The sequence below is a fragment of the Marinomonas spartinae genome, assembly GCF_900089775.1.
Classification (GTDB): domain Bacteria; phylum Pseudomonadota; class Gammaproteobacteria; order Pseudomonadales; family Marinomonadaceae; genus Marinomonas; species Marinomonas spartinae.
The window spans coordinates 114,895-140,608 of record NZ_FLOB01000005.1 but is presented as its reverse complement, the minus strand read 5'-3'; the positions used below and the strand labels follow the sequence as shown (position 1 = coordinate 140,608).

The following is a 25,714-nucleotide window of genomic DNA, read 5'->3' as shown; positions in this document are numbered from 1 at the left end:
GTGCTCAGTTGAGCAAACTTTTTGTTCAAATTTAGAGAAAAGAGAACCTATTCATACCTTCCCTAGACTAAGTTAACGCAGTTATGTAACCACGAATAAACTAAAATCTCAAAAAAATACCCAGCACTTCCAAAAACTTTACGCTTGAATTACGAGCAAAAAAGACAGCATTTTCTGCAATTTTCCGGTAAAACACCCGACAAGAATCAAAAAAGGGAGCAAGATAGCATCTCTATCTAGTTCCCTTTTTGGATGCATATACCCCAACGCAAAGGGTAAGCAAAGACTTAGACCGGATGAGCCACCAAGTCTAAACGTCTTCTAAATCCCATGACGGCAAGGCTTGCTAACACCCCAACACCGCATACAAACGCCACATAATAAGCAGGAGCAAGTGGGTCTTCTCTTAACAAAGTACTCACGACTAACGGCGTCGTCCCACCAAAAATGGCATAAGCTAAATTATAAGAGAAAGACAACCCTGAAAAACGAATAGCGGCTGGAAAGCTCTTTACGGCGATAGCAGGCACCACACCCGTCAAACCAACAAAGAAACCGACTAATGCATACATAGGAAACAACAAAGTCGTGTCATGCAACATGGTGCTGTAAAACATCCAATAGCTCACGCCCAGACCAATACTGAAAATCGCCAAAATGGGGCCATTACCAAAGCGATCTGCCAGCGCACCGCAAACCCAGCAACCGATGATAACGCAAATTATCGCTAAGCTGTTTGCTTCTAACGAAGTTTGAGGATCCAGATGAATCAGCTTCTGTAATAAGGCTGGCGTCATTAAAATCGTCACTACCACTGCAGCCGTTAACACCCAAGTCACCGCCATAGAAACCAACACAGAAGGAATGTGTTTTTTAACCACAGATTTAATGGGCAACTCTTGCGCTAATTCTTTACGTGATTCCATTTCCTTAAATACGGGCGTTTCCTGTAGCCAGCGACGTAAGTACATGGTAATAAAACCAAACAAACCACCTAGAATAAAAGGATAACGCCAAGCATAACTGTGAATCTCAGCAGCACTGTAAATAGAATGCATAAAGGTGGCAACCAAAGATCCGATCAAAATCCCTGCGACAAGACCTGACGACAAGACCCCACACGCAAATCCCACATGACGCTTAGACACGTGCTCTGTCACAAAGACCCACGCCCCAGGCGCTTCGCCACCAATCGCGGCACCTTGCAAGACACGGAAGAACAACAAGAGTAAAGGTGCGGCAATACCAATCGTCTCATAGGTTGGCATAAGACCAATGGCTAAAGTAGGTACAGCCATCAGCAAAATACTCATCATAAACATACGTTTACGACCCAGTATGTCACCAAAGTGCGCCATAATCACACCGCCCAATGGACGAGCTAAGTAACCAGCAGCGAAAATCCCGTAGGTTTGTACTTGGCGAAGCCATTCAGGCATATCGGCCGGAAAGAAAAGACTGCCAACAACATTGGCAAAATAAACGAAAATAACAAAATCGTAAAACTCCAACGCGCCACCAAGGGCGGATAGACTTAACGTTTTTGCATCACTTCGATTTAGACGACGATGAGCATCTGACCCACCCTCGGCTTGATTAGGTTGAGAGCTTGTTTTTGTATTCATGATTGATAGACAACTACTTTTAAAGGATACTTTTGTTTAAGAGTCCTGCCTGCTTCTACCACGGTTATATTTTATTTCATGAAGGCAAATTCACGAGTGCGATATGAAGTATTTTCAAACAGGGGGAATGAAGTTTACTGATGAGACACAACAAAATAAAGAAATTTTGTTGGTTTTGTCGACAAATTATTCCGTAGACACGAAAAAAGCCTAAATGTATTTTCAGCTCAATTAAAAAGTGCACAAGCCAAGAAAATAGGCCATTTTCAAGAACCAACAATAAGCAACGCTGTTAATAATTTACAGCCATATATAGGCACTTTAGCCATATTCAGCCCATCAGACTAAAGAAATACCGCCATCCACCACTAACGTATGCCCAACAATGTAATTGGCTTTATCAGAAGATAAAAACTCAATCGCCCCCACAATTTCTTCCGCCTCAGCAAAGCGTTTAATTGGCACCACATCAGCTACCTCTTCTTTGATCCTTGGTGTTTCTCGTTGCCGTTCTTGCCAACGAGGTGTCCAGGTCACCCCAGGAGCAACCCCATTGACACGCACACCTTTTTCAATAGCCTCTAAGGCAACAGAACGCGTTAAACCTTCTAATCCATGCTTTGCCGAACTGTACATAGCGGCATTAGGAGTTGGACGCAAACCATTAACCGAGCTGATATTCACCACACTGGCCCCAGCAGACATCAACGCCAACTCATACTTAAGGCATAATGCATACGACCAATAATCATTGAGCATGGTTTCTTTTAATGCATCTACAGAAACCGATTCAAAACGCCCCTTAGAGGCTAATAACGGTGAGGCATTATTAATCGCAATATCTAACTTACCATACTGTTTTTCAATATAAACAAATAATTGAGAGACCGCTTCTTCTTTCGATAAATCTGCTTGGACATAATCAACAGCATGAAGTTCAGGGTGCTGAGACAACACATCACCCCATACTGCCGGTTCACGAGAGCATGTAACCACTTGATAACCCAGCTCAACAAAACGCAATACAGAAGCAAGCCCGATGCCTTTACTTCCACCTGAAACAAATACAACTTTCATAAAACCCCTTTTCTGCGTTTAGCATCCGTTCTCACAAATAAATAAGACAACCTATTAATGAGTATCTATAGGAGTGATAATTTCATATATTGAACATTAGCCTCTTTGGATAATACTTGATCGAAGCGATAGCCCAAACCTTGATACCAGCCAAAAGCGGTTTTATTAGACGGCTCAACGCCTAACACTAAGGTTTTAATAGAACAGTCTAGAGACACAGTTTCCATAAATCTCATCAATGCCCTGCCGATCCCCAAATGTTGACTGGTCGGCTTCACGTACATTTGAATAATTTCACCAGCGTCTGGCAATAGTGTTGTTTCAAAGGTTACACCACAAATTCCGACAAGCTCTGCATTGATAAACACGCCTGCCATCTTTCCTTTCGTAGAGCCTTCCTTTATCAAACGCTCAAAGTACAAGGTTGGCAAGGCTTTTTGCTGCTCATAATCCGCCGCAAAACAATCTGGATAAGTGTTTAGCGCTTCTAGCCTAATCTCTCAATAAACACTGGCTTTATGGGGCTCAAGCAATCTTATTTGATACACCTATTTATCCTTTTTAAGAAAGCGCAAAGGCTACGGCTGCATCCGCATGCAGTTTTGTGGTGTCGTACAAGGGCACATGGGTATGACGCTGCTGCACCAACAGCCCAATCTCAGTACAACCTAAAATCACCGCTTGGGCGCCACGTTTATGAAGCAAATCAATGATGGCTAAATAGCGCTCTCGCGACTCCGTATAAATTTGCCCTTGGCACAATTCATCATAAATAATAGTGTGCACGGACTCTCGATCCGCTTCACCAGGAACCACCACATCAATGCCAAAATGCTCGATTAAGCGATTTTTATAAAAGTCCTGTTCCATGGTAAAACGTGTTCCCAACAACCCCACTTTAGTAATGCCATCAGCTTTTAACACGTCCGCTGTTGCGTCGGCTATGTGCAAAATGGGGATGGAAATCTGCTCGGCAATTTGAGGCGCCACCTGATGCATAGTATTCGTACAAATCAGTAGAAAATCCGCCCCACCCGCTTCGACAGACTTTGCCCCATTGGCTAAAATGGCAGCCGTTTCCTCCCACTTTCCCTCATGTTGTAAGGTTTTAATCTCCTCAAAATCCACGCTATGAAGACAAATTTTCGCAGAATGTAAACCACCTAATGCGGCTTTAATGCCTTTATTGAGCGCCTCGTAGTAAGTCACAGTTGATTCCCAACTCATGCCTCCTAACATGCCAATCGTTTTCATGATCTCTCCATATTGTTTTAGATATAAATGAACAAACACAGGTTGAAAATATTGGGTGGCATCGGGCGACATTTGCTTCTCGAAGCATTTAAAACACGCCTTTGATAGACTGCAACTTAATCTGCATTAACCCAAGTATTTTCTCTTACGTTATAATGGGTTACATAATGATCCGGTTGTAACTCATACTTATCGTCTTCTGGGTAGAGCTTTGCTACCCCAATGTCTTCACCAGCAAAAGCTTTTATACTCTCAACATCCGTCCAATAAGTAATCAAGGTGATTTCGGCCCCTTCACTACTATCACGATTAAATATTTGAGCGCCAAGAAAGCCATCCGTTTTAGCGGTATCTTTTACACCTGTTTCATATAAATACGCAATGAAGCCTTCTTCATGTATTTTTGGGCATTTGGCTTTCCATTCACGAGCAATCACTTACACCTCCTTAACCACTTCAATAAACCACTTTGGCTGCATTTCAGCAAAATCTGTTCGACTGTTAGAGGGGAGATAACTGGCAGAATCCAGAACGACAGGCTGACCGTTGAATCGCTTAAATACAACCCAATGCCCAAAATCCTTGCCGTCTTTTTGATGATGCTTAATCGCTAACAACGCCAAATCCGGCAAGGCGTCCCAAGAGAAAAATGGTGTTTCATTATCTGAGGCTTTCACCCCGCATGCTAGCAACATGCGTCTAACATAACCCGTATCAGACCAGAGCGAGGTATCTGAGGCAAAAATACCTAAATCATTGGCGATTGCTTTCATTTGTGAATAGGTTTTGCCAACAATATTCGCCACTGACGCAATGCCACAGCCCGTCGCTTCTTCTTGAATCACAATAGTCAAACTCACTCTCCATTATTGATTTTTTATAAAGCACTCTCTCCAGAGCGCTTTATTTGGCAGAAAAATGCCTCCAGCCCGGCCTTTAGCATTCCTGATAATTCAGGATTTTCAAGAATCCCCTCTTTATCCAGTTCGCTACTTAATAAAGGAATCGAGACAAACGCACTGTCGATAATGACACCCGACATAGTCGTTAATACTTCCCGCAAAGCCGCCAAACCGTGACTAGCTCGTGGCGAGGTATTAATCAACATAATGGGCTTATAGGGAAACTCTACCCCGCTGACCAACCAGTCCAATGCGTTTTTCATGGGGCCACTGATGCCGTGTGCGTATTCTGGACTAGCAATAATTAAACCGGAGGCTTGCGTAAGCTGTGCTTTTAATCTCTGTAGTGCTGGAATCTGAGCCTCATCCAAATCAGGGTTAAACAAAGGAAGGGCTTTAATCTCACCTATTTCCACGATCACATCATCAGGCGAAAGCTCACCTAAGGCTTTAAGTGCCGCCGTATTATAAGAACATTCACGCAAACTGCCTGATAAGGCGAGTATTTTCATTCCTTCGATCCTTTCCTACCATTCAATTAATAACCTATGACTTGCCAACCACACACTGAACCAATAATTTCAATCGATCTACATCCATAGGGTCATCATAAACATCGTAAAATAACTGATAAGCAACGGCATCATTTTCTTGCAAATAACGCAGGCTTTTCTTAGGGCCAAAAAACCATAACCCGCGAAGCTGAAAATAGATTTCTAATAACTCAAACTGCAACCAATGGCGTCGATATTTCCCTTCCAAGTCATCTAATTCAATTCGAGACAACATTTTAGAGATCCATTCAAAAGTATGTGAACGGTCTGTCTCATCTAATATCTCCGGCCCTGCCTCGATTCGCTCTTGTATCGCCGCAAGGTACTGACCACCAAGGCCTCGTTGATCCAATAAACAGATGCCATCACCAAAACGCAATGCATCGTCCGAGACTAAGGTCATCTTCTCAGAGGGATATACCCAAGCGTCCAAATACACGCCATGAAACAAACGCGCCTCTTTGGTTTCTGTATCGCTATCTACAAAACATGCGATATCAATATCACTCGCCTGCGTCGCCTCGCCCCTTGCTCTAGAGCCGTAGAGAATAATGGTATGTGGCTGATAACGTTTTATCAGATCCTCAACAGCTAAACGAATCAGTTTATCCATAAAATAGCAGTCTCTTTACCTTGTTGAATAGATACAGATTTCATCATTTTTTACCCGCAGGTGTCTTACTAGAGGGTTCAATCAACCCAGAGGCTGCGAGTCCCATTAAACGTCGAAATTTTGGACACTCCAAATGACTCGGGGCAGAACAAACCGCAGCGTGTTTCAGTCCATCTCGCATTAAGGTTAACCTGCGAATGGACCTATCGAGCTCCTCGGCCTTGTCTAGTAACATTTGCCTGTCTATTTGAGGCGGTGAATTAGCACTCAACATTTGCGCAATGTCATCCAATGAGAAGCCGGCGGCACGTCCAAGAGAAATCAGCGCTAAGCGATCTAGGACATTTTTATGAAACACTCGGCGCAACCCTCTACGTCCAACCGACTCAATTAACCCTTTTTCTTCGTAATAGCGCAATGCCGACGCAGATATATTAGAACGTTTAGCTACTTCAGAAATATCCATGACGTCCTCTTCTCTTCAAGTTCACTTGAAGTTATAAACTATCACCACACCGGACTAAAAACAATTTCGAGGACCATCGACAGAGCTTAATGGATATCAGTTGGTTTATGCGTGAGCGGAACGAAAAAATTACTCATCAAGTAGAAGGTAACGGTACTGGAAGATATTATTCACATCATTTCACTCGCTCAGCCTTGAGGCCCACTAAAGCGGTTCAATTTTTGCGAAAGAATAGTAAAAAAGCCCCTCAGTATGATTCCTGAGGGGCTGAAAAGGCACTACATTGATCCATCATTATGATAACCGCGAGACAGATCGATTAACGTACCAATTATCGGCCTAAGTAATTCATTAGCCATTGCATTGCTGGACGTTGTGCACCATTTTCATAAATTAAGCCACTACCATCAACCCAAGTTTTGCCGACAACATATCCCCAAAGGGTAATGCCTGCCACAGCATCGGAGTTATAAAATAACGGGAACTGCTGCTTCATAATATTCAGTTGTTCCTGATCATTTGATCTTGCGATGTCATATTCAGAAATATAGATTGGTAGCCCTAAAGCCGCGATTTTATTTAACTTCTCTTGCAATTGAGATACAGAGAAATCTTCTAAGCCATGAGACTGTAGACCTATTGCATCGACAACCCCTGCTTGTACCGCAGGTCTTGCCATCCGAATGAATTCATCGGTATTCCAGCTAAGGACATTATAATCATTGAGAATCAATGTCGCATTCGGACAATATTTATGGGCTAGTTGGAAGGATTTAATGATCCAGTCATTACCAAACGCGCTTCTGGCATACTTAGCAGGAGCATGACCTGGCGTTGCTTCATTGACAACGTCAATCATTGCAACATCAGGATAGCGATTACAAAAATCGCGAATCCACTCCTCAATTTCACCAGCTTGCTCTGATGGGCTCAAGTTATCGATCCAAGCAGGATATTGACTTCCCCAAACAAACGTATGCTGTTTAAATGGCATATTGTGTTGTTTCGCATAATTGTAAGCGGCATCAATACCACTCCAATTGTACACATCACGTGTTCTTTCAACTGATCCCCATTTCCCTTCATTTTCTGGTGTTATCTGATCCCAATATTGAGAGAAATCACCGCGAACCTGTCCAGAAGTGGTAATATTACCGACAAATTTTTTGCCGTTATTACCAGGATCACCAGAACCACCACCAATATCCTCAACTTTCATGGCATCGACAAAATAGCTGACCTGACTATTATCAGATTCAATAATAAAGTATTGAAATGGTGTACCCGATTGGGTATACGAGCCTTTCAACTCAGTCCAGCCATAAGTATTAGCACTTGCGCTGGCAATACGTACATACTCATTATTCGTCGAGGTATCAGCATCATCTGTTCGCTTACCTGTTAGAATAATGTTCGCACTTTGGACACCAGGTGCTAATTTCACCCATACCGATACGTTATATTGCTTCCCATTAACTAACGGTGCAGGTTTAAACGTGACGCCATTCCAAGTTGCATTACGGTTATAAATATGAACACTGGCCATACCACTATAGCTATCTTGAGTCGTACGATAAATATTGCCTCCAATTGACGACCACCCACTTAACCCGTTTTCAACGTCACCATTATTGGCTATTGCTGTATATGAAGCAGACGCATAGTACGCATCAAAACCTGATGGCACCACAGCACTGCTGTCTGCCGCTATGCTCATAACTGGCATTGTCATGGCAGTAAAAGCGACCAAAGCCTTTACTGTGTAGATATGAGATTTCCCAAAGCCCAACCATTTTTGTTGTTTTATTCCCTTCATTGTTCTCTCCTTCGCGTTAATCGCTTATATCGCTATTTATCAGTGTCTACCTCCTGTAGCGGAGCATATCATGATAAAATGCTCACCTATGGACTCGACATATAAATCAAGTCACATATAAAGATAGTACTAAATAAAAATAGTACTAATAAAAACTTAATTATTATCTTAACTTTTCTGATTAGCCCTATCTATTTCAAGGTGAGACATTTACATTGACTTTTTTGTGAGACATTTATATTGACTTTTTGTTTTGCTGACAATTGAGGCTAATAAAATTGGATATAGATTTTTAAAAAAGTGAGTATTTTAGAGATATATTTAAGATAATCAACCAGTTGAATTTTTCGTTTATTTTTTATGATACGTTTCGAAAAATATGCAAAAACCATAAAAAGTATTTTTTATTTTTCGAACTTGAAACTTTATGAAAGAGCTACTCTCTAACGTGATTTTTTAATTTTTTATGTTGTTTTTTGCTCTTAAGGCATTAAATACCATTTATTTAAAAATTCCAGAAAAGTCTAACTAAAAACGGAAAGCCACATTAAACATCGAAGTACCCGCTCAACTAACCCTTTTATCTTCCTAATAGCATATGCCGAGCTGATATGTTTGAGCGTTTAGGCGCTTCAGAAATATCAAAAAACATCCTCTTTACTTCAAGCTGACTTGAAGTTGTAAACTAGCACCACCTCGGATGAAAAACAATTTATGGAGATATGTTATGAACGAGATAGTATGGATTATTTTCATTGGAGTTGGCGCGACAATTGTCATGGATTTATGGGCACTAACTCGACAATTTTTCTTCGGTATACCAGTAAACTATGACTTTTTAGGGAGATGGATAGGCGCCATGAGAAATGGACGCCTTCTGCATCAGAACATAGCGACGTCACCACCAATAAAAAGTGAACGTACTCTAGGATGGACGGCCCATTACCTAACGGGAATCCTTTTTTCAGCATTACTAATAGTAATATGGGGAAGCGAATGGCTAAACAGACCAACCCTAATACCCGCTTTGTTGGTTGGTGTCGCGACCGTTACACTCCCCTTTTTAGTGATGCAGCCTTGCATGGGCGCAGGTATTGCGGCATCAAAAACACCAAGACCAACGATTACTCGTATACATAGCCTTGCCATTCATACGGTGTTTGGTCTTGGTCTTTATGGTTCAGGCTGGCTCTCTCATTTATTGCAGAATTAATGAGAAACAACATAGGTACAGAGCCCAGTTTCTCTTGCTAAGCTGGGCTCTCATAATAAATATCAAATTCTTCTTCATGTGTTTTTATAAAGCCATTATTGATATAAAAATCATTGGAGCGGCTGCCTTTAAGCGCACCTAACCGAACAGGCAACCCTTTTTTATGAGCCATTGAAACAATCTTTTGAAGCACCAATTTACCAAGTGCTCTACCTTGATGCTCTGGCTTGATATACAGATGATCCAAGTAATGATGGTCTGCTTTGACGCGTACCACAAAGAAGCCCAATAACGTCTCATCATCCACTATTTTGAACGTATCACTCGGCGTGAAGGTCTCTAGAAAACGGCTTCTCACTCGCTTTTCATCAAAACGACCTAATACTTCGAGGCCTGGTCGCATCGCTAAAGTCCGAACTTCAGCTAACTAATAACCATCTTCTTGAACCGCTTGTGTGTATTCCATATAACGCCCTTCAATGTATTAACAGACTTGCCACTTACCTCGTAAGCCAATGAGGTTACCAAAAGGATCCGCTACCTGGCACATGCCAAAGCCGCTCTCTATTGCCATTGGACCACGGTATACACTCGCCCCTAAGGATTCAAAATGCCTCAAGGATGCTTCAAGGGAGTCAACAGACCAATACAGAACAGTTCCCGACTTTCCCGCTCCAACCTTTTCATCGGCCAAAACAATTTCTAGCGAAAAGCCATTGATATCCAAAATGGTAAAGTCAAAATCGGCTAAATACTTAGGTACCGCCTGAGGGAAAGCCTTTTGATACCAAGCCAAACCTAATGGTACATCGGGTACATGCACTAATATTGCAGTAGGTGTCATATTCTCTCCGAGACCTTTACACACCTGCTGTGTAAAAGTTTCTTTCCCTAATAAACGAATAAAAAGTCAGCTATACATTACAACTCATAGAGCTATTAAAGGAATACATGCGAACTTCATCCCGAGGAAACCACCCAAGCATTTCATAAAAGCCTTGAGCATTTAGATTGTCGTTGTGAACAAATAGATGGGTTTTATGAATACCAATCAATGCCAATGCTTTAATCGACTTATCCACGAGCGCTTGGCCAATTTTTTGACCACGCAGTGGCAACGAAACAGCAAGATGCTGCAAGTAGCCACGTCGCCCATCGGTTCCCACCAATACAGCACCGACCACCTCATCCTCATTCACCGCCACAAAGCTCAGCCCTGTATTGCGATTAAGATAGCGCTCAATACTCTCGCGTGAATCAGCCTCTCGTAACGACATGCTTTCCGTCTGGCGCCACAGTTCAATAACAGAGTCATAGTCTGCTATGGTCATTTCTCTAATAACGATCATGTCTCACTCCAACAGCGACACGGTAAATACCCTTTATTTAAAGGTCTATAGACAACCTCAACATATCTTTATGGCGTATTCCATACTCGTAAATAGGTTCAGAATAGTGCTCAAGAAAGTAATCTTTGATGACAGCATCAACACGAAACCCTAATCGTTGATAATAAATTAATGGATAACCAAAAGCACCTGTCCCTAACTCCACACGAAAGACACCTTTGGCTTTCAACTGTGACAAGGAAAATTGTAACAATTGAGAACCGATTCCCTGCCTCTGGTGGCTTGCTAAAACCGATACATTGAGTATTTCCGCTAACGCATCCGACTTTCTCTGCACAATAGAGGCAGCAACCACCTGATGAGTATCTTTCGCAACAAAACACATAGAGTGATGCAGATAAGAGTGTATGTTTTCTTCCGATGGATCCGCCTCAAGCAGTAATGCGATAGGGATCATATCTGCTTGCACCTGAACATAGTCCATGATTACTCCAGTTAAATCAAAGAACTCTTTTAATCAGTTATGCTCTCTTGAAGCGGGTCGCAACGGAAGGCCTTTCCATTTTGGTAACATTGCTGATTATCTTTCGCGTCATAGTCTTTCGACTCGTGGTAATGGACTAACTGGAATACATCAGGATTCGCTTGCTCGACAACCGTTATTTCTTCTTCATTGCGATAATAAACTTTATGTTTATCTTTATAATATCGTCCACCAATTTCCTCAAAAGTATTCGAATCCGCCGCTTCTACCCTTTGCTCATTCTCTGGACTAAAGCAATACAAATAATCTTTATCTTTAGCAAACCCATATATCGGAAGCACGTCAAAGCTATGAACATCTACTTTTAGTTCGATAGGGTTATCGTTATAAAAGACGATATTATTATCTTTTGCAAATGGTTCAGATAAAGGGGTAAAAGTATTAAAATCAGCCGCTTCAACCAACCTATCATTATAGTAGAGCTTGTAATACTGACCATCCTTTGCATAAGTCCAATGGGCGCTGTTTTCATAACCACCAAACGTGTTGGGATCACGGTGTTCTAATATTTTTCCGTGTTTTATAACATACTGATCATTGAGCCAGTAGAGATCATCGGCAACGATTTTTCCACGTAAGTTATCGACACTGACATCGGGGATTTTGACACCTCTATAATAGAAATAATTCTTATCGGTAGCATATAAACTAGCACTATGTTCATATTGATAATCTTCTTTTTTAAACATTTTGAAGGTGAGAGGGTCCGCTTCAATTATTTGGCAACCATTATAATATACCTTATCTCTTACAACACCATAACCCGAATTAGGGACTCCTCTAATCACATTCACGACCATTTCCGTATAACCAAACAAGAAGAAAAAGAGCGAGACAATCAATAGACAAACTCCAGAGAGAATGAAAGGATTTAGGCCAAAGTAGTGTCCGCCAAATGCACCTAGAATTAAAAAAATAATTACAGGGTAAGACATAAATAAAACACATCCTAAAACCTTTCCTTGGTCGTTCTCTGAACCTGGCGCATCAAAAATCATTGGCGACATCATTAATATACCAGGCCAAAATAAAATAAAAAATGTAATAATTATATTAATCACGATACTCATTAGTCACTCCTTATTCCTTTAAGCAATACAAAATAATGAAAATAATTACTCTATATTGATCAGTCCAATTGACTCGAAAAAATAAAAGCAAACGATAGAAATAATCACATAAAGAAAAACCGATAGAATAATAATACCAAACACTTTCCAAGTAGATTGAAGGTAAAATTCTGTTGATTTTTCTATTTGCATTTTCGTTAAAAAGTAGTCTTTGGATAGCACGGCAACTGGTGCGGCAAATAAAATAGAGAAAGTAGCACTGGGCACACTATCAGGTATATAAGGGCTCAGAAAAATAAGGGCAAACATAGCAGCAATACCGATCAACAAAGACCGCTTCGCAAAATCGCGGCGCCCGATTGCATCAAACCCAGTTGTCAAAAAGTAGATTGCGGCAACTGGACCGCCCAAAAAACTGCCCCACATCATTTGCTTAGCTGTATAGATTTTTTTCATTTCAACTTCCTATTATAGAATTACCCTATAAAATGATGTCCAACATCATGTAAATACATTCCAATAAGCATCATCACTCGGCCCGCCCAGTCAAAGCGAGCCGAGTGAAACACACTGTTACCCTTTAGCTTTCTCCAATGCTAATTGCTTAGCGGCTTTAAAGTCGAGTTTGCCGCTTCCTAAAATAGGCAACTCATCGACTTGAATAATCTCGCTGGGCATCATCAAAGCAGGCATTTTCGCCTCGATCAAAGACTGGCGGATATCCTCTGGGTTCGCGTCATCATCCACCAGTAAGATAACCCTTTCACCTTTTTTCTCATCAGGCACATTCACTGCCACCATGGATAAGTCAGTCGACTGTAGAATTGTCCGAATCTGCTGTTCCACCGCACCTAAGCTAACCATCTCTCCGCCTAACTTGGCAAAACGTGAATAGCGATCCACCACAGTTAAATAACCGTCTTCATCTAAGTGTCCTTTATCCCCTGTTTTGTACCAGCGCAATCCATCCATTTCGACAATCACATCAGCGGTTTTTTCTGGATCCTCTAAGTAGCCTTTCATAATTTGCGCTCCACCAATCAGAATCAGTCCATCTTCTCCAACGGGCAACGCTTCTAATGAATTCGGATCAACAATACGGAAGGTTGTGCCTGGTAATGCCATACCGACCGTCCCAGTACGAGCCGCTTCCTGCACTTGAGCCGTATCACGATTAATGTAGCCTGGCAGATTCACACTGGCCACCGGTGTGGTTTCCGTCGTGCCATAGCCTTCTAAGATCGTTTTACCAAACCGCTGACTGAAAGCATCTCTTACTTGTGGGTCCAATTTCTCTGCACCGCTTACGACAGCTCGCAAACTACTGAACATAAGAGGATGAATACGACGATTACGGGTGTACAGCCGTAAAAAGGTTGACGTAGCACACATCAAAGTCGCTTCATGTTTCGTTACTGCCTTGGCAATGTTTAAACCGTCGGTAGGATCGGGATGGCAAATCGCGGGAACGCCTTCAAGCAATGGTAATAACCCCGTGACAGTTAGACCAAAAGCATGAAACAGTGGTAATGTGGCCATAATTCGGTCATTGTCGCGCACATTTAACACATCAGACACTTGGCGAATATTCGCCATAATATTCCTATGGCTTAACACCACTCCTTTAGGCGTACCTTCACTGCCCGATGAAAACAAAATCGCAGCGGCATCATCTAACTCGCAATGGGAACACCATAACCACTGCAACCAACTGGTGGGCAATAGTGCCGCCATAACAGCGGTACTCACCGCCTCGACTTTACTCAGCTCTTTATGGAAATCTTCTAGGTAAATAACATTTTTACCCGCCAATAATGCCTGACAATCAATGCCACGCTTTTCTAACTGCTGAATAAAACGATGGGCGGTGACAAAACTCTGAATATCCGCCTGTTTTACGGCATGAAGCTGCGCTTCAGGTGTGGACGTATAGTTAATGTTTACTATCGTCTTACCTGCCATTAATGCGGCCATATTAGCCGCTACGCCAGGAGAAGACGTTGGCACAAGTAGGCCAAGATTTTTCCCTGGAAGTTTTTTAATGCGACGTTGCAATAATGCGGTCATGGTCAGTAGTTTTTGGTGGCCCAATGGTTCACCTTTACTGTCAACAACGGCCCAATCTGTTGGTTTTGCTTTCGCAGTACGAATCCACGAATGGGCTAAGGGCTCAAGCGTATCGGTATAATCGTTCCAGCTCGTCACTGACATCTCAAATACCTTTTGCTTCACCATCTCCGCTGTGGAATGAATATCCATAGGCGCACCAAACGCGATGGTCACATCTCGTTTCAGACCACTTTTTCTCAACTGAGACAGTTTTTGCGATGAGCGGGAAAAGACACTCCCCCACATACCCCGTAGATAAAAAGGCACAATGACACCTTTTGCGTCTGCGCAAGCGCGCTCAAAACCGTGCTTAAATTCGCCAAGTTGCCCCAAATGGCTGATCGCCCCCTCTGGAAACAAACACACCACTTCACCTTGGTTAAGTAACTCAGTCACTTGTTCTAAAGCCTGACGACTTTGCCCACCGGAAATAGGAATCACCTTATAGCGATCAAAAAACCACTTCAAATACCAACGCTGGTAAATACCTCTATCCATTACAAAATGCACATGACGTGGGCAGGCCATTTGCACCATAGCCCAATCCAACCAACTGATGTGGTTACCCAGTAACAAAACACCCTGACCTGACTGCTTTAAATGCTCTAAACCAAGCACATTAAGCCGATATTTACGGGCAAGAATAATGGCCATAACACCACGGAGTAAGGCTTCTGGAAGTATGTGAATGACGATTAACGTCCCAGCTAAAACAATGAATCCCAATCCCCACAGCAGGTAACTTACATCCAGATCGGTAAGTGAAAAGACAATAGTGAGACCTAAAAAGGCCAACATACCGATGTTTTGAATATAATTGCTGCCCGCCAAGGTGCGGCCTAGCTGATCATTCTTAGCGTGGAACTGAATCAACGCATTTAATGGCACACTAAACATAGCCCCAAACAGACCGATGATAAAAAAAGCACAGGCCAAGATAAGAAAAGAGTGTGCCATTGGGATGATAAAGGCACCAAGGGTCACCCCCGCGATCCCAACCGGAATAAGAGATAAATTGATTTGATTGCGTGACATGCTGTTGGCCCACATAGAGCCCAATAAAACCCCTATGCCGGACACAGCAATAGTTGCTTGAATAACAAAGGCGTTAGTCATTCCCAAATGCTCTTTGCTATAAGCGGGAAAAACGGCTAGTAGCACCTGACTTATAGACCAAAACAATGTCAAACCAAGAATTGATTGCCAAATAGCCTTATGCTTACCCAGCAAGGATATATTCTGTTTTAACGTGCGACCATGGGCATAGTTAGACCAGTTGAACGCCTCAGACGAGGTCACTGCATTCCCTTCCGGTAAGCGCAATGTCAAATAAAACTCAAAACAGGATCCGATAACAAGCAACCAGCCTAATGGCGCAATAGCACTGAATACACTATCAGGAGAATACATGCTCTGCATTGGTAGCAAGAGTTCAAATAAAGCAGAAAAGACCACAATACCACTTAAGATAGCAATCATGGTGACCCCTTGGATCCAGCCATTGCCTTCACTTAAGCGGTTCACTCCCGCCATTTCACGTATATAGCCATATTTAGCAGGGGAATAAATGGCACTTTGTAGCCCCAAAATAAAGGTAAAGGCAAAAGCCTCTATAAAGCGCCCATGGTAATAACACCACGTTATCATGAGAGTGATAAGAATCGCGATGGCAGCAGACATTTGCATCACGCGTTTTTTCTTATATCGATCAGATAAAAAGCCAGCAGGAGTCACTAATAAGATATAGGGTAATAACACTAAGGCATTGACTAATGCCGTCAATAAAACTTGATGACTGCCATCGTAACTTTTAAACAAAGTATTCTGAATAATAATTTTGTGGCCTAAATCTACAAAGCTATTGAGAAAAGCCACACTAATAAAAGCAGCAAAACCGCGAACCTTATACAAACTGTTCATTGGTGCTCTCCTGAATCCAATTAGTTAGATAATGAGTCAATAAGTTATCAATCAATGCATCCGTTTGATCCCCTTCAAGAAATAGCTTACCTCGGGAACTCAGCGCAGCGATACCATGAACCCCACACCATAGGGTACGCACTGCAAGCTGTAGTGATTCGTCATTGACATTGGGTGCTAATTGACGCAACGGCGCTTGAACAAAACCGAACAATTGGTTAACCGCATGAATTAACCAATCAGGGCAAATAATACTTTCCGGAGTATGATGTTCAAACATCAACGCCCAACGATTAGGCCACTCAGCGGAAAAGTTAAGATAGGTTTTTGCGATAAGACGCAAGGCTTCTTGAGGTGGACGGTTTACTTTCTCTTGTTCAATTTGAGCTGACAGCAGAGTATTCAACATCGCCATAGTTCGGCCATTGATATGCCAACATAGATCGTCCAAATTGGTAAAAACCAGATACAATGCGCCAGCAGAATAGCCAATCCTCTGGGCGATCTTACGCGCTGACAGCGCATGAATACCCTCTTCATCTATTAGCTGTTCGCCAGCAGTTAGTGCCAACTCCTTTAATTCTTCTCGACTATGATCGTTACGGCGAGCCATTTGTTCTCCCTGAAACCATTATTAAACAGTGTTCAATAAATATAATGAACAGCGTTTAATAAGTCAATAGAACTCACTAAAAACAAAACTCTGGCACATTACCATTCTCAATTAAGTTATTGTGAACCTCTCATATCAATATGTATTGATTATCATTATCTATGGTGTCTTAATTATATGGACATTGGGGGCTATTTTCGTAAGTAAGCTAATAACGAATCCACTGCTTGCTAGCGGCGCGCTTTTCTCAACACTATCTGGTATGGCGATGCCAACAGCCCTATGAAGCTTGATTCTGTTACTTGGCGATTTGTCCTCTATTTAGGGTTAGAAAGAGAGAGTGATAACCCCCTTTCATTATTAGACAAAAAATTGGCAAATAGAGAAGATTACGCGATGGTTTCGAACGCTCGATCACACTTTGATCTTAGGCCGCACAACGGTGAGATCTGGCCACAACTGCAACCAACGCTTACTATTAATACGCTGATCAAAATCAATCGGTTTAAGACGATCAGGGTTCATAGTAATGTTCTTTCTAAACAACACATCGACCCCAAAAGGAGCCACCAGCTCTACCTGACCTAAAGAAGATAACCGAGCCCCTATAGCCGTTTCTAGCTCGACCCAATAACTCATGGCATGACAGGTTGACCGATAAGGTGCGTCGTTATTACGACAATGCATACGAGCTTGGTTCTTAACAGACCATGGTAAAACAGAATGAGAGGTCAACTCTTTTTCAATACGCTCGTCTGCTTCGACACTGATGTTTACTGGGTCAAAATAGATTAAATCCAGATCATTCAATGAGGTCGTATGTGCATAACCATGGAGCTTATCCCAGATTAAATTTCTCACAAAACCAGCACCGATACACCAATCATTCAGTCCAACTTGCTGGGCGATGCGCAAGGCGTCCATACGCATTTCATCTTGCTCAAGCCAGCTAATTACCTGCTGTTCATGCTTCATATTAAAAATACACTTCCTGCTTTAAATAAAAACCTGAAGAGATTATCTTTTAATTAGAAAAGTTTCAACAACATTCCCTTTGATTGACTTTTATTATATGACACATTGAAACCTATTTTACAATGCACCATATAATAAGCTTTTGGATGTTTACCCTATTACCCTACAACAGGTTTAAGTTTAGAAAGCGATCCGTTTTTAAACAAATCTGTCTGAGCTAAAACATTATCCAACCCGTAATAGTGACCTGCTTTTTTCACCGCTAACATAATTAATACAATACAATAGATAATATGTGAATCAATAATAAAGTTTTCGTGATTAACAACATATGGAAAATTCATATTTGCCATCCAATACATGAATAGAACCAAAGCCCCAATAGGTGCACTGATACGCACAAATACACCAAAAAGCAAAGACAAACCAATCGCTAAGTGGCCATAAGCCACCATAAACGACACGATAGGCGCAATGACAGGCCCTGTGAAGTAAGAGAAGAAACCATGAAAGGTCTTCGTACTATTTAAAAAACCAACGATACTAAAGTTGGGAACAAATACTTGATGAGTACAAGCATATAAAAACGTCCAAGCCATTCCTAAACGTAAAGCAAGAAGAAACCGTTTACTAACTATATCAGACATATCAACACTCCTTTTTAAATTTGGTGTTAACAGTATATTTATATTGGAATAATAAAAAATTGATATAAGTCAATTTACGGCATGGAATAAAAAATATCTTTTATGACATTTTAATTGGCTTAATCAATTAAAAATCGATTAAGCCAATTAAAATAAAAAAGACATCATCTTAATAGATGATATATTCTTAATCTTATTAAATATATGCATATTCATTAATAAAAACTGACTGATGTTTTTTAACCACACATCTTTGCGTTACTATTGCTAACATACTCATAGAAAGAGCGACTCCTCAATACACCACACTTCTTTCACGCAATCGGTTACAAAGCCAACTGTCTGACAGTTTCTACTGCTCACACTGTCTGGCATAACATCGGTTAATAACAGGCTAGCTCCCTGCTCAACTGCATCCTCAATGCGGGCATGGAGTAACGCTGTCTGGCAGCCTTTCCCTCTGAACGCTTCTTGTGTATAAGCATTCGCCAGCGTGGCCACTTCTCCATCTATGAAGGTGGTGGCCCAAGCACAAGGCACGCCATCCACACTGGCAACAAAACAACGGAATGTATCAGTGCAATACAAATGACGCTTTTCTTGCCAAACCTCAGCCGTACATTGTAAACCAGAGGTTTTTAACAACGTCAAAAAGTCATTCACTTGGTCACCTTCCCATCGTTCAATATTGATGGTGTTTGAATGAGAGGGTAATGATTGACCGCTCTTGGGGAGTAAATACAAAAACTCATGTAAAAACTCTTGATGGAATCCCTTACTTTGCAAAAACGAATGAATCTCCGCATTCTGCGCTTTTGGTTCTAGACTGATTTCAGGAGAGAATTCTGAGCTATATAGGTTTAAAATTTGTTCTAGCTTGTCTATTTTACAAACATCATGGATCACAATTTGGTTATCATAACGACGCGTTTTATCCACATAAGCGGTAACATTATCTGACTCAATAATACTCAGTTCACTCGGCAGATCTGTAGATAAAGTACGTTCATTATTAAAGCGAAAATACGATGTAAAAGCGTCTTTTACTGTTTGAGGGATCATTCATTTCCTTATTGTTAAACGGTATAACCAAAAGCATCATCAGCCCTTCAGAATACCATTTTATTTGATTCTGAAAGGCTGACCATTCCTGTTATTAGCAGCCGTATTGTTCTGCGATATAGCCTTCAAACTGCTCACACAATTGCAGGTCTGACTCTTGGTTTGAAGCCAATTCACGCTCACCATCGACCACACGAATATTAGCATTCAAGGAAGCTGGTGAGGATAACTCACGTTGTTCAAGATGAGCCATTTTTTCTTGCTGAGCTTGCCAAGCTTGCCCAACCGTTAAGTTACATTCGTCCGCCAAATATTTTGCGTTAAACCCTTCGCCAGTGAGCGCTTTAATCGTCTCATTATGAGTCTGACTGTTACCGCAATGCCAATAATGCTTGGCTAACAGCGGGCCAATTTGTGGGTTATCGCTCAGGTAACCGAACTCGGATACAAAGTAAGCACGAGTTTGGTACACCGCCATATGTGCCAACAAATAACCATGGTAGGCACAGGCCGACTCATCCGATAGCAAATGCGGAATAGACAGAAGTGGTCGAGGGCTACAAGTAAGCCCCAAAATGCGTTTCTCAGTATCGCGTGCTAATTGAGTAATATGCTCTGGTGTTAGCTCTTCGTCGCTGAGTTGATAAAGCGCCCGCTCAAAATAAGGAACAACTAAAATACTACGCTCTTCGTAGGCTTTAAAAGGTTGGCTACTGGTCACCATAGCTTTGATCACATCATCAGGAATCACCTGGCTTTGCGCATTTTTCGCATAGGTTTTTAGCCAATCGGCATCGTTCAGTAGGCTATCGCAAAACATCGATTGGGTTTCCGCATAGGCCATTGAGGTTGGCGCAAACTCTTGAGAGAAGCAAGGCGCGTTCATTTTTACATTTGCAAAATGCGCCGCGTGTCCGCCTTCGTGAAACAAGGTATTGATGCCATCGAAGCCACTGCCCACCTGGTCCGGTTTGGCATTACTGGTGAAGTTCACTTTACCTGCTATCCATTTGCTTTGATCGTAGAAAGCAGGAATAGGCGCGTGACAAAACCCATTAGGATATTTGCCTTTGCGGTCTAATAAATCCAAGGTTAACTCAGCGCCAGAGTAATCAATATTAAGGCGACCAAAAGACTCAACCCAACGACGCAATGATTGGGAGAACGGCACATAGGGATCCAACTCGCGCATCGCATCGCCCGCATAGGCGTAAGAGAAGTTATGACCTAATAGGGCAGACTCGCCCTTTTCTTCTCCCAACGTTTGTAGACTTTGTAAGTTGCGTTCACGAGTACGCTGTTCAAAATCGTCCAAAATAGCAAACAATTCGTCACTGGACATACGTTCGCCTTTGCGAACCGAGTAATCAAAAAAGCTATCAAACCCCAAAGAACGAGCAAACTCATTGCGCAGTTTGACCAATTCAATAAAGCCATTGCCCAATATCCATAGCTCTAAATCCAACAAGGCTTGATGAGCACTTTGTCGCACGCCTTCATTGCTATTGGAGTGAATCACAGACCGAATCGCCACTAACGAGGCTTCTACCTCATGGCCGTTTTCGTCTTGATAAGTCATCACGTGTTGCTGTTTTTTCTCAAACAGTTTCGCTTCAAGCTGGATAAGGTGATTTTGTAGCGCTTGTGCTTCAGGAGAGGAAATCGCATGTGACTCAAACATGGCCAGCCAACCCTTCAAGCCGGTTACCGTCTGTGCTTTTTCGTCACTGTCACTGATCGCTTCTGCTTCGATAAGCTGTGCTTTAATCGCGTCAATATGCTTGGCATCGCTTAAGAAATGCGTCCACTTTGTTTGAGCTTGAGTGGCGCCATCGTTGTCATCACTGATGCCCATGTAGGTGTCCCAGAAGAAATCTTCTTTAACACGATGAATAGTAAGATATTCTTGGTTGAGCTGATTAAGATAGTCAGTTGACGTCATGGTAGTCCTTAATAATATGTATGTATCGGTAGCTGCCGTAATACCGCTTTCGATTCTATATCAAATAAAAAAACGATACATGTTCGTGACAACCCGTTACCGATTGAAAAACAGTCTACTCGATCTTTTTAAATCATAGTCACACAGCCCCCCCTTAGATTGATTATAAAACCTCAAGGCTTTGTCATTGAATAGTCATTATTTAGAATATAGAATACACTTTTATTCCTTAAATATACTGGTGAAGTAGTATGACAATGAAAGGTCGACTCCAGCCCTCCAATAGTCTTCTTGTGATAACGCCAAAGATGCTTAGTATACGAAGCGTAAAATTTAACAGAAAAGAGAATCTGATCAGGAAACAGATCTACACCCTAAGCTCTTTACTCCTAATCGCTTCACCAGTTTCAGCCGAAAGTTTTGTCGTTCCAGACGCCTCAGGCCAACAAACCGTCTCAGGTCAGGATATAGGGATCATTAATGCAGGAGCAACATTAACAGGTGGTAAGCCGGTTATTGAGTGGAATGGCAATGCAACAGGAAAAGGCATTACTATCACCAATAAGGGCACTATCGATGGCAACAAAGGGCGAGCCATTGACACCAGTGGCAACACATCTGGCGCTTTTCAACTCGATAATACGGGTACGATAACCTCTAGCAAATCAGACGCTATTCGGATCAACAATCCATTTGAAAACGGCTCTTTTACCATCAATAATTCCGGTTCAATCACCTCTGGTGGTAGTCAAGCTCTCGACTTCGACTCAGCCACCTCAAGTAGCGCGAACATAACCATCAACAATAATGGTGGGACCATTACATCGTCCTCTTCAGATGGGATTCGCCTTGGTGGTGGGACCATTAAAATCACCAATTCAGGTACGATAAAAAGCACATCGTCAGGTGATCGAGCCATCAGTTTTGATACCGACGAAAATTTTGATACTCTGAAATCACTGACCATCACCAACCAAACGGGTGGTGTGATTAAAGGCTCTGGTGATGCATTAAAAATCAAATCGACAGCAACCAGCACCGCCTCAGCACAAGTGCATATCGACAACGCTGGCACCATTACCTCAAACAAAGATGGTCAAGCTCTTGATCTCGGAGACATCACGTCAACAAATGCCCACGTTTCCATTACCAACCGTGCAGACGCGACCATCTCTGCGGCAGATAATGACGCCATCAAAGGAGGCAAAAGCACCATCATTAACAATAGTGGCACTATTTCTTCCTCTTATGCGGATGGTAAAGCCAGTAGTCAGAAGAATTCCGCTATTCGAATCGATGGCGGCGATACAGGCGCCTTCAGCGCCACTATCACCAACCAATCCAGTGGCGTTATTTCAGGCGCCTATCACGGTATCAAAGCATCGGGATTAGAAGATAACTTAACTGTGATCAATCAGGCTGGCGGAAAAATAACCGGTAAAAATGGCTCAGGGGTGAATTCCAATGGTACTGGTACCGTGACCAATTACGGTGAAATCACAGGATCGTTTGATAACGCGGCTACATTTGGCGATGGCGATGGCATCGATTTCGACAAGGCTGGCACCATCAGTAACTATGGCACCATAAAAGGCTTAGGCTCCAAAGGTGTCAAAGATGGCGAAACCAAAACAAGTACCAGCGAAGCCATTGCCATCGGTGGCGGCACTATTATCAACGGCACAGCGGACAACACCAACGCCCTAATTTCCGGCGCTAATAATGGTATTCTTGACGACAATAGCGATAATGGCGATGCCTTCGAAGCCCTGTCTGTCACCAACTATGGCACGATTACAGGCCTCGATGGCTTTGGTATTAAGATGGTCAACTCAGCCGGAACATTCGCGAATACCATCATCAACTATGGTTCCATCACAGGCACAAACTTTGCCGTCGCAATGGGCAATGGTGATGATACATTCGTCTACCAAGATGGCAGTTCCGTCACAGGCAATGTAGACGCTGAGGGCGGCACTGATACATTCAAACTAGGGGAGAAAGCCGGCGCTTTTGACCTTTCCTTACTCGGTAATACTGCGACCTATCAACACTTCGAATTATTAACCTTCGCTAGCGAATCCACTTGGACACTGTCAGGGCAAAGTGATTTTTCCGGCAACACTAACATCACAGATTCAGCTACCGTCACTTTAAACAACGCTTCTTTAGCATCCTCTTCTGTTTCGATCTCCAACGGTATGTTAACAGGAACAGGCACTGTGGGTTCAACTGTTATCAATAATGGCGGCACCATAGCACCTGGCAGCTCGGTCACCCCTGGTACTCTCAACATCAAGGGCACGACCGACTTTAAATCCGGTTCGACTTACTTAATTTATGTCACACCGCCTAACAATGTCAGCCAACTCACCGCAACGGATGAGATAAGCATTGATAGCGGCGCAAAAGTAACTATCAAGGCCCAAAATGCCACTTATGAGAAGAATAAAAGCTACGAAATTATGCGTTCCGATGTGGGCATTACGGGTAAATTTTCAAACAAAATAGACACCGATGCCGCCTTCCTCAAACCCGTACTCGACTATCAAAACAAGCAAATAAACCTAACCTTAGTCTACGATGATGCCTCCAGTTTTGTATCCTATGCCGATACGCCCAACCAAAAAAGCACAGCCAGTGCAGTACAATCGCTGGGGCAAAACAACCCAGTGTTTGACGCTTTTATCGCCTTGAAAAAAGCCGATGTTGCGACAGCCTATAATGCCGTATCAGGTGAAGCTCAAGCCTCAACAAGCTCTGCCATCACTCAACAAACCAGTAGCTTGCGTACCGTCGTTAATACGCGCATTGCAGCACGTGCATCGTCAGGCCGCTCTTCATCCTCTATCGCTGAACGTCGACTCAGAGCACTTAGCCATATACAACTAGCCTACGCAGAACAGGTAGACTACGCACAGCAAGTCGCATACGGTCAAGAAAAACTACACCCAAAACCAATCAACGTTTTTGCGTTAGCCAATAACCTTGAGAAAGCGCCACCATCTTCATCCTTTTGGGTGCAAACCTATGGTGGTTGGAATCATACCAATGGGCAAACCAACGCCGCAGACATCAAAAGTCGAGTAGGAGGAGTGGTAATAGGCACAGACAGCATGATCGGCAAACAAACTCGTCTTGGGGTGTTCACGGGCTACAGTCAAAGTACCTATGATGTTGATGCACGATCCTCTTCCGGCAAAATACACACTTATGATGTGGGTACCTATGCCAGTACAGGGTGGGGGGCCTGGTCAGTGAACGGCGCGCTCGCCTATTCTTTACACCATGTTAACAGCACACGCCATGTTACTTTTTCGGGCTTTAACGAGAACATTAAAGGGGATTATCACTCTGGTTCCTTTCAAACCTTTGGGGAAACCCGTTATCGTTTCACCTTCAGTGATGTCAAAATTGAGCCCTTTTTAAGTGCTGCTTATGTACACACGGGGTCGGCCAACTTCACTGAAACAGGAGGATCATCGGCATTGAAGGTATATGACCCACAGGACGATAATTACTACACGACACTGGGTTCTCACCTCTTTAATACCACAGGCTTTAATGGACACAATTTAACATCCTACTTAACACTTGGCTGGCAACACGCTTATGGTAATTTATCCTCTTCTTCCACCATGCGATTTGCCAATTCAACGGCAGGCTCAAGCTTCCAAGTCTATGGTCCTGCAGCAGATCGTAATACAGCACTTCTCAATGTTGGCTTCGATTACGGCCTATCAAAAAGATCCTCTATCACACTAGACTACGGCGGTAAATTCTCTTCTCACTCTACGAATAGCGTTGTTTCAGGGAAATTTTCCATGGCGTTTTAAAACCTAATCCTTTCAAACAGTGAGTCTATTAGAGGCCTTTGTGCGAAATAACGAGCAAAGGCCTTTAGTTATCTCTGTATATAGCTAATCTAATGCATGAGTCTAAAAAGATATTACACGACTTATC

The 25,714-nt window shown here is 42.5% G+C and carries 24 protein-coding genes; 2 read left to right on the top strand and 22 right to left on the bottom strand.

Going from position 1 to position 25,714, the window contains the following annotated elements; translation table 11 throughout:
- Nucleotides 1-287: 287 nt before the first annotated feature.
- The 10 genes from MSP8886_RS12440 to MSP8886_RS12395 form a co-directional block, all read right to left on the bottom strand.
- Complete coding sequence (locus MSP8886_RS12440) at nt 288-1,625, bottom strand: MFS transporter (RefSeq protein ID WP_067016871.1); 1,338 nt, start codon at nt 1,623-1,625, stop codon at nt 288-290.
- 339 nt (nt 1,626-1,964) lie between these two features.
- On the bottom strand, nt 1,965-2,702 hold the full coding sequence (locus tag MSP8886_RS12435; RefSeq protein WP_067016870.1) for an SDR family NAD(P)-dependent oxidoreductase: 738 nt from the start codon (nt 2,700-2,702) through the stop codon (nt 1,965-1,967).
- A gap of 65 nt (nt 2,703-2,767) precedes the next feature.
- On the bottom strand, nt 2,768-3,124 hold the full coding sequence (locus MSP8886_RS12430) for a GNAT family N-acetyltransferase (protein WP_370737028.1): 357 nt from the start codon (nt 3,122-3,124) through the stop codon (nt 2,768-2,770).
- Between the two features lie 139 nt (nt 3,125-3,263).
- Nucleotides 3,264-3,956, bottom strand: a complete 693-nt coding sequence (locus MSP8886_RS12425; protein WP_067017132.1) for an aspartate/glutamate racemase family protein — start codon at nt 3,954-3,956, stop codon at nt 3,264-3,266.
- 116 nt (nt 3,957-4,072) lie between these two features.
- Complete coding sequence (locus MSP8886_RS12420; RefSeq protein WP_067016865.1) at nt 4,073-4,393, bottom strand: antibiotic biosynthesis monooxygenase family protein; 321 nt, start codon at nt 4,391-4,393, stop codon at nt 4,073-4,075.
- Nucleotides 4,394-4,810 (bottom strand): hypothetical protein, encoded by a 417-nt coding sequence (locus MSP8886_RS12415; RefSeq protein WP_067016864.1) that lies wholly within the window; start codon nt 4,808-4,810, stop codon nt 4,394-4,396.
- Between the two features lie 23 nt (nt 4,811-4,833).
- On the bottom strand, nt 4,834-5,370 hold the full coding sequence (locus MSP8886_RS12410; RefSeq protein WP_067016861.1) for an NADPH-dependent FMN reductase: 537 nt from the start codon (nt 5,368-5,370) through the stop codon (nt 4,834-4,836).
- Between the two features lie 34 nt (nt 5,371-5,404).
- Nucleotides 5,405-6,025, bottom strand: a complete 621-nt coding sequence (locus MSP8886_RS12405; protein WP_067016859.1) for a nucleotidyltransferase domain-containing protein — start codon at nt 6,023-6,025, stop codon at nt 5,405-5,407.
- Nucleotides 6,026-6,068: 43 nt separating this feature from the next.
- Nucleotides 6,069-6,491: a helix-turn-helix domain-containing protein gene (locus MSP8886_RS12400; RefSeq protein WP_067016857.1), complete on the bottom strand. Its 423-nt coding sequence runs from the start codon at nt 6,489-6,491 to the stop codon at nt 6,069-6,071.
- 331 nt (nt 6,492-6,822) lie between these two features.
- Nucleotides 6,823-8,307 carry an endo-1,4-beta-xylanase gene (locus tag MSP8886_RS12395; RefSeq protein ID WP_067016856.1) on the bottom strand — a complete coding sequence of 495 codons (1,485 nt, stop codon included), beginning with the start codon at nt 8,305-8,307 and terminating at the stop codon, nt 6,823-6,825.
- 727 nt (nt 8,308-9,034) lie between these two features.
- On the opposite strand from MSP8886_RS12395, the gene MSP8886_RS12390 reads away from it, so the two are divergent.
- On the top strand, nt 9,035-9,520 hold the full coding sequence (locus MSP8886_RS12390) for a DUF2938 domain-containing protein (protein WP_067016854.1): 486 nt from the start codon (nt 9,035-9,037) through the stop codon (nt 9,518-9,520).
- 37 nt (nt 9,521-9,557) lie between these two features.
- Here MSP8886_RS12390 and MSP8886_RS12385 read toward each other — a convergent pair whose 3' ends face one another.
- From MSP8886_RS12385 to MSP8886_RS12330, 12 genes are all read right to left on the bottom strand, one after another.
- Nucleotides 9,558-9,923 (bottom strand): GNAT family N-acetyltransferase, encoded by a 366-nt coding sequence (locus tag MSP8886_RS12385; RefSeq protein ID WP_217491100.1) that lies wholly within the window; start codon nt 9,921-9,923, stop codon nt 9,558-9,560.
- A gap of 81 nt (nt 9,924-10,004) precedes the next feature.
- Nucleotides 10,005-10,364 (bottom strand): VOC family protein, encoded by a 360-nt coding sequence (locus tag MSP8886_RS12380; protein ID WP_067016852.1) that lies wholly within the window; start codon nt 10,362-10,364, stop codon nt 10,005-10,007.
- A 70-nt stretch (nt 10,365-10,434) separates the two neighbouring features.
- On the bottom strand, nt 10,435-10,869 hold the full coding sequence (locus tag MSP8886_RS12375; protein WP_067016850.1) for a GNAT family N-acetyltransferase: 435 nt from the start codon (nt 10,867-10,869) through the stop codon (nt 10,435-10,437).
- Nucleotides 10,870-10,906: 37 nt separating this feature from the next.
- Nucleotides 10,907-11,353 carry a GNAT family N-acetyltransferase gene (locus MSP8886_RS12370; protein WP_067016848.1) on the bottom strand — a complete coding sequence of 149 codons (447 nt, stop codon included), beginning with the start codon at nt 11,351-11,353 and terminating at the stop codon, nt 10,907-10,909.
- Nucleotides 11,354-11,382: 29 nt separating this feature from the next.
- The gene (locus tag MSP8886_RS12365) at nt 11,383-12,483 is read right to left on the bottom strand and encodes a DKNYY domain-containing protein (RefSeq protein WP_067016846.1); all 1,101 of its coding nucleotides are present in this window, start codon (nt 12,481-12,483) and stop codon (nt 11,383-11,385) included.
- 45 nt (nt 12,484-12,528) lie between these two features.
- Nucleotides 12,529-12,939, bottom strand: a complete 411-nt coding sequence (locus MSP8886_RS12360) for a hypothetical protein (RefSeq protein WP_067016845.1) — start codon at nt 12,937-12,939, stop codon at nt 12,529-12,531.
- A 117-nt stretch (nt 12,940-13,056) separates the two neighbouring features.
- On the bottom strand, nt 13,057-16,512 hold the full coding sequence (locus MSP8886_RS12355; protein ID WP_067016843.1) for an acyl-[ACP]--phospholipid O-acyltransferase: 3,456 nt from the start codon (nt 16,510-16,512) through the stop codon (nt 13,057-13,059).
- Nucleotides 16,496-17,125 carry a TetR/AcrR family transcriptional regulator gene (locus MSP8886_RS12350; protein WP_067016841.1) on the bottom strand — a complete coding sequence of 210 codons (630 nt, stop codon included), beginning with the start codon at nt 17,123-17,125 and terminating at the stop codon, nt 16,496-16,498. The genes MSP8886_RS12355 and MSP8886_RS12350 overlap by 17 nt, the downstream gene beginning before the upstream one ends.
- 414 nt (nt 17,126-17,539) lie before the next feature.
- Nucleotides 17,540-18,100, bottom strand: coding sequence for a nucleotidyltransferase family protein (locus tag MSP8886_RS12345; protein ID WP_067016839.1), 561 nt, complete (start codon nt 18,098-18,100; stop codon nt 17,540-17,542).
- A gap of 158 nt (nt 18,101-18,258) precedes the next feature.
- The gene (locus MSP8886_RS12340; protein ID WP_067016837.1) at nt 18,259-18,747 is read right to left on the bottom strand and encodes a DoxX family membrane protein; all 489 of its coding nucleotides are present in this window, start codon (nt 18,745-18,747) and stop codon (nt 18,259-18,261) included.
- A 276-nt stretch (nt 18,748-19,023) separates the two neighbouring features.
- Complete coding sequence (locus MSP8886_RS12335) at nt 19,024-19,809, bottom strand: GNAT family N-acetyltransferase (RefSeq protein ID WP_067016835.1); 786 nt, start codon at nt 19,807-19,809, stop codon at nt 19,024-19,026.
- 94 nt (nt 19,810-19,903) lie between these two features.
- Nucleotides 19,904-21,751 carry a M3 family metallopeptidase gene (locus MSP8886_RS12330; protein ID WP_067016832.1) on the bottom strand — a complete coding sequence of 616 codons (1,848 nt, stop codon included), beginning with the start codon at nt 21,749-21,751 and terminating at the stop codon, nt 19,904-19,906.
- Between the two features lie 251 nt (nt 21,752-22,002).
- Between MSP8886_RS12330 and MSP8886_RS12325 the strand changes: the two genes are divergently transcribed.
- Nucleotides 22,003-25,587, top strand: coding sequence for an autotransporter outer membrane beta-barrel domain-containing protein (locus MSP8886_RS12325; protein WP_067016830.1), 3,585 nt, complete (start codon nt 22,003-22,005; stop codon nt 25,585-25,587).
- The last annotated feature ends 127 nt before the right edge of the window (nt 25,588-25,714 follow it).

Coding starts and splice junctions, on each gene's coding strand:
- MSP8886_RS12440 (WP_067016871.1), bottom strand. CDS start 1,625: ATGAATACAAAAACAAGCTCTCAACCTAATCAAGCCGAGGGTGGGTCA.
- MSP8886_RS12435 (WP_067016870.1), bottom strand. CDS start 2,702: ATGAAAGTTGTATTTGTTTCAGGTGGAAGTAAAGGCATCGGGCTTGCT.
- MSP8886_RS12425 (WP_067017132.1), bottom strand. CDS start 3,956: ATGAAAACGATTGGCATGTTAGGAGGCATGAGTTGGGAATCAACTGTG.
- MSP8886_RS12410 (WP_067016861.1), bottom strand. CDS start 5,370: ATGAAAATACTCGCCTTATCAGGCAGTTTGCGTGAATGTTCTTATAAT.
- MSP8886_RS12405 (WP_067016859.1), bottom strand. CDS start 6,025: ATGGATAAACTGATTCGTTTAGCTGTTGAGGATCTGATAAAACGTTAT.
- MSP8886_RS12400 (WP_067016857.1), bottom strand. CDS start 6,491: ATGGATATTTCTGAAGTAGCTAAACGTTCTAATATATCTGCGTCGGCA.
- MSP8886_RS12395 (WP_067016856.1), bottom strand. CDS start 8,307: ATGAAGGGAATAAAACAACAAAAATGGTTGGGCTTTGGGAAATCTCAT.
- MSP8886_RS12390 (WP_067016854.1), top strand. CDS start 9,035: ATGAACGAGATAGTATGGATTATTTTCATTGGAGTTGGCGCGACAATT.
- MSP8886_RS12385 (WP_217491100.1), bottom strand. CDS start 9,923: ATGCGACCAGGCCTCGAAGTATTAGGTCGTTTTGATGAAAAGCGAGTG.
- MSP8886_RS12380 (WP_067016852.1), bottom strand. CDS start 10,364: ATGACACCTACTGCAATATTAGTGCATGTACCCGATGTACCATTAGGT.
- MSP8886_RS12375 (WP_067016850.1), bottom strand. CDS start 10,869: ATGATCGTTATTAGAGAAATGACCATAGCAGACTATGACTCTGTTATT.
- MSP8886_RS12370 (WP_067016848.1), bottom strand. CDS start 11,353: ATGGACTATGTTCAGGTGCAAGCAGATATGATCCCTATCGCATTACTG.
- MSP8886_RS12365 (WP_067016846.1), bottom strand. CDS start 12,483: ATGAGTATCGTGATTAATATAATTATTACATTTTTTATTTTATTTTGG.
- MSP8886_RS12360 (WP_067016845.1), bottom strand. CDS start 12,939: ATGAAAAAAATCTATACAGCTAAGCAAATGATGTGGGGCAGTTTTTTG.
- MSP8886_RS12355 (WP_067016843.1), bottom strand. CDS start 16,512: ATGAACAGTTTGTATAAGGTTCGCGGTTTTGCTGCTTTTATTAGTGTG.
- MSP8886_RS12350 (WP_067016841.1), bottom strand. CDS start 17,125: ATGGCTCGCCGTAACGATCATAGTCGAGAAGAATTAAAGGAGTTGGCA.
- MSP8886_RS12345 (WP_067016839.1), bottom strand. CDS start 18,100: ATGAAGCATGAACAGCAGGTAATTAGCTGGCTTGAGCAAGATGAAATG.
- MSP8886_RS12340 (WP_067016837.1), bottom strand. CDS start 18,747: ATGTCTGATATAGTTAGTAAACGGTTTCTTCTTGCTTTACGTTTAGGA.
- MSP8886_RS12335 (WP_067016835.1), bottom strand. CDS start 19,809: ATGATCCCTCAAACAGTAAAAGACGCTTTTACATCGTATTTTCGCTTT.
- MSP8886_RS12330 (WP_067016832.1), bottom strand. CDS start 21,751: ATGACGTCAACTGACTATCTTAATCAGCTCAACCAAGAATATCTTACT.
- MSP8886_RS12325 (WP_067016830.1), top strand. CDS start 22,003: ATGACAATGAAAGGTCGACTCCAGCCCTCCAATAGTCTTCTTGTGATA.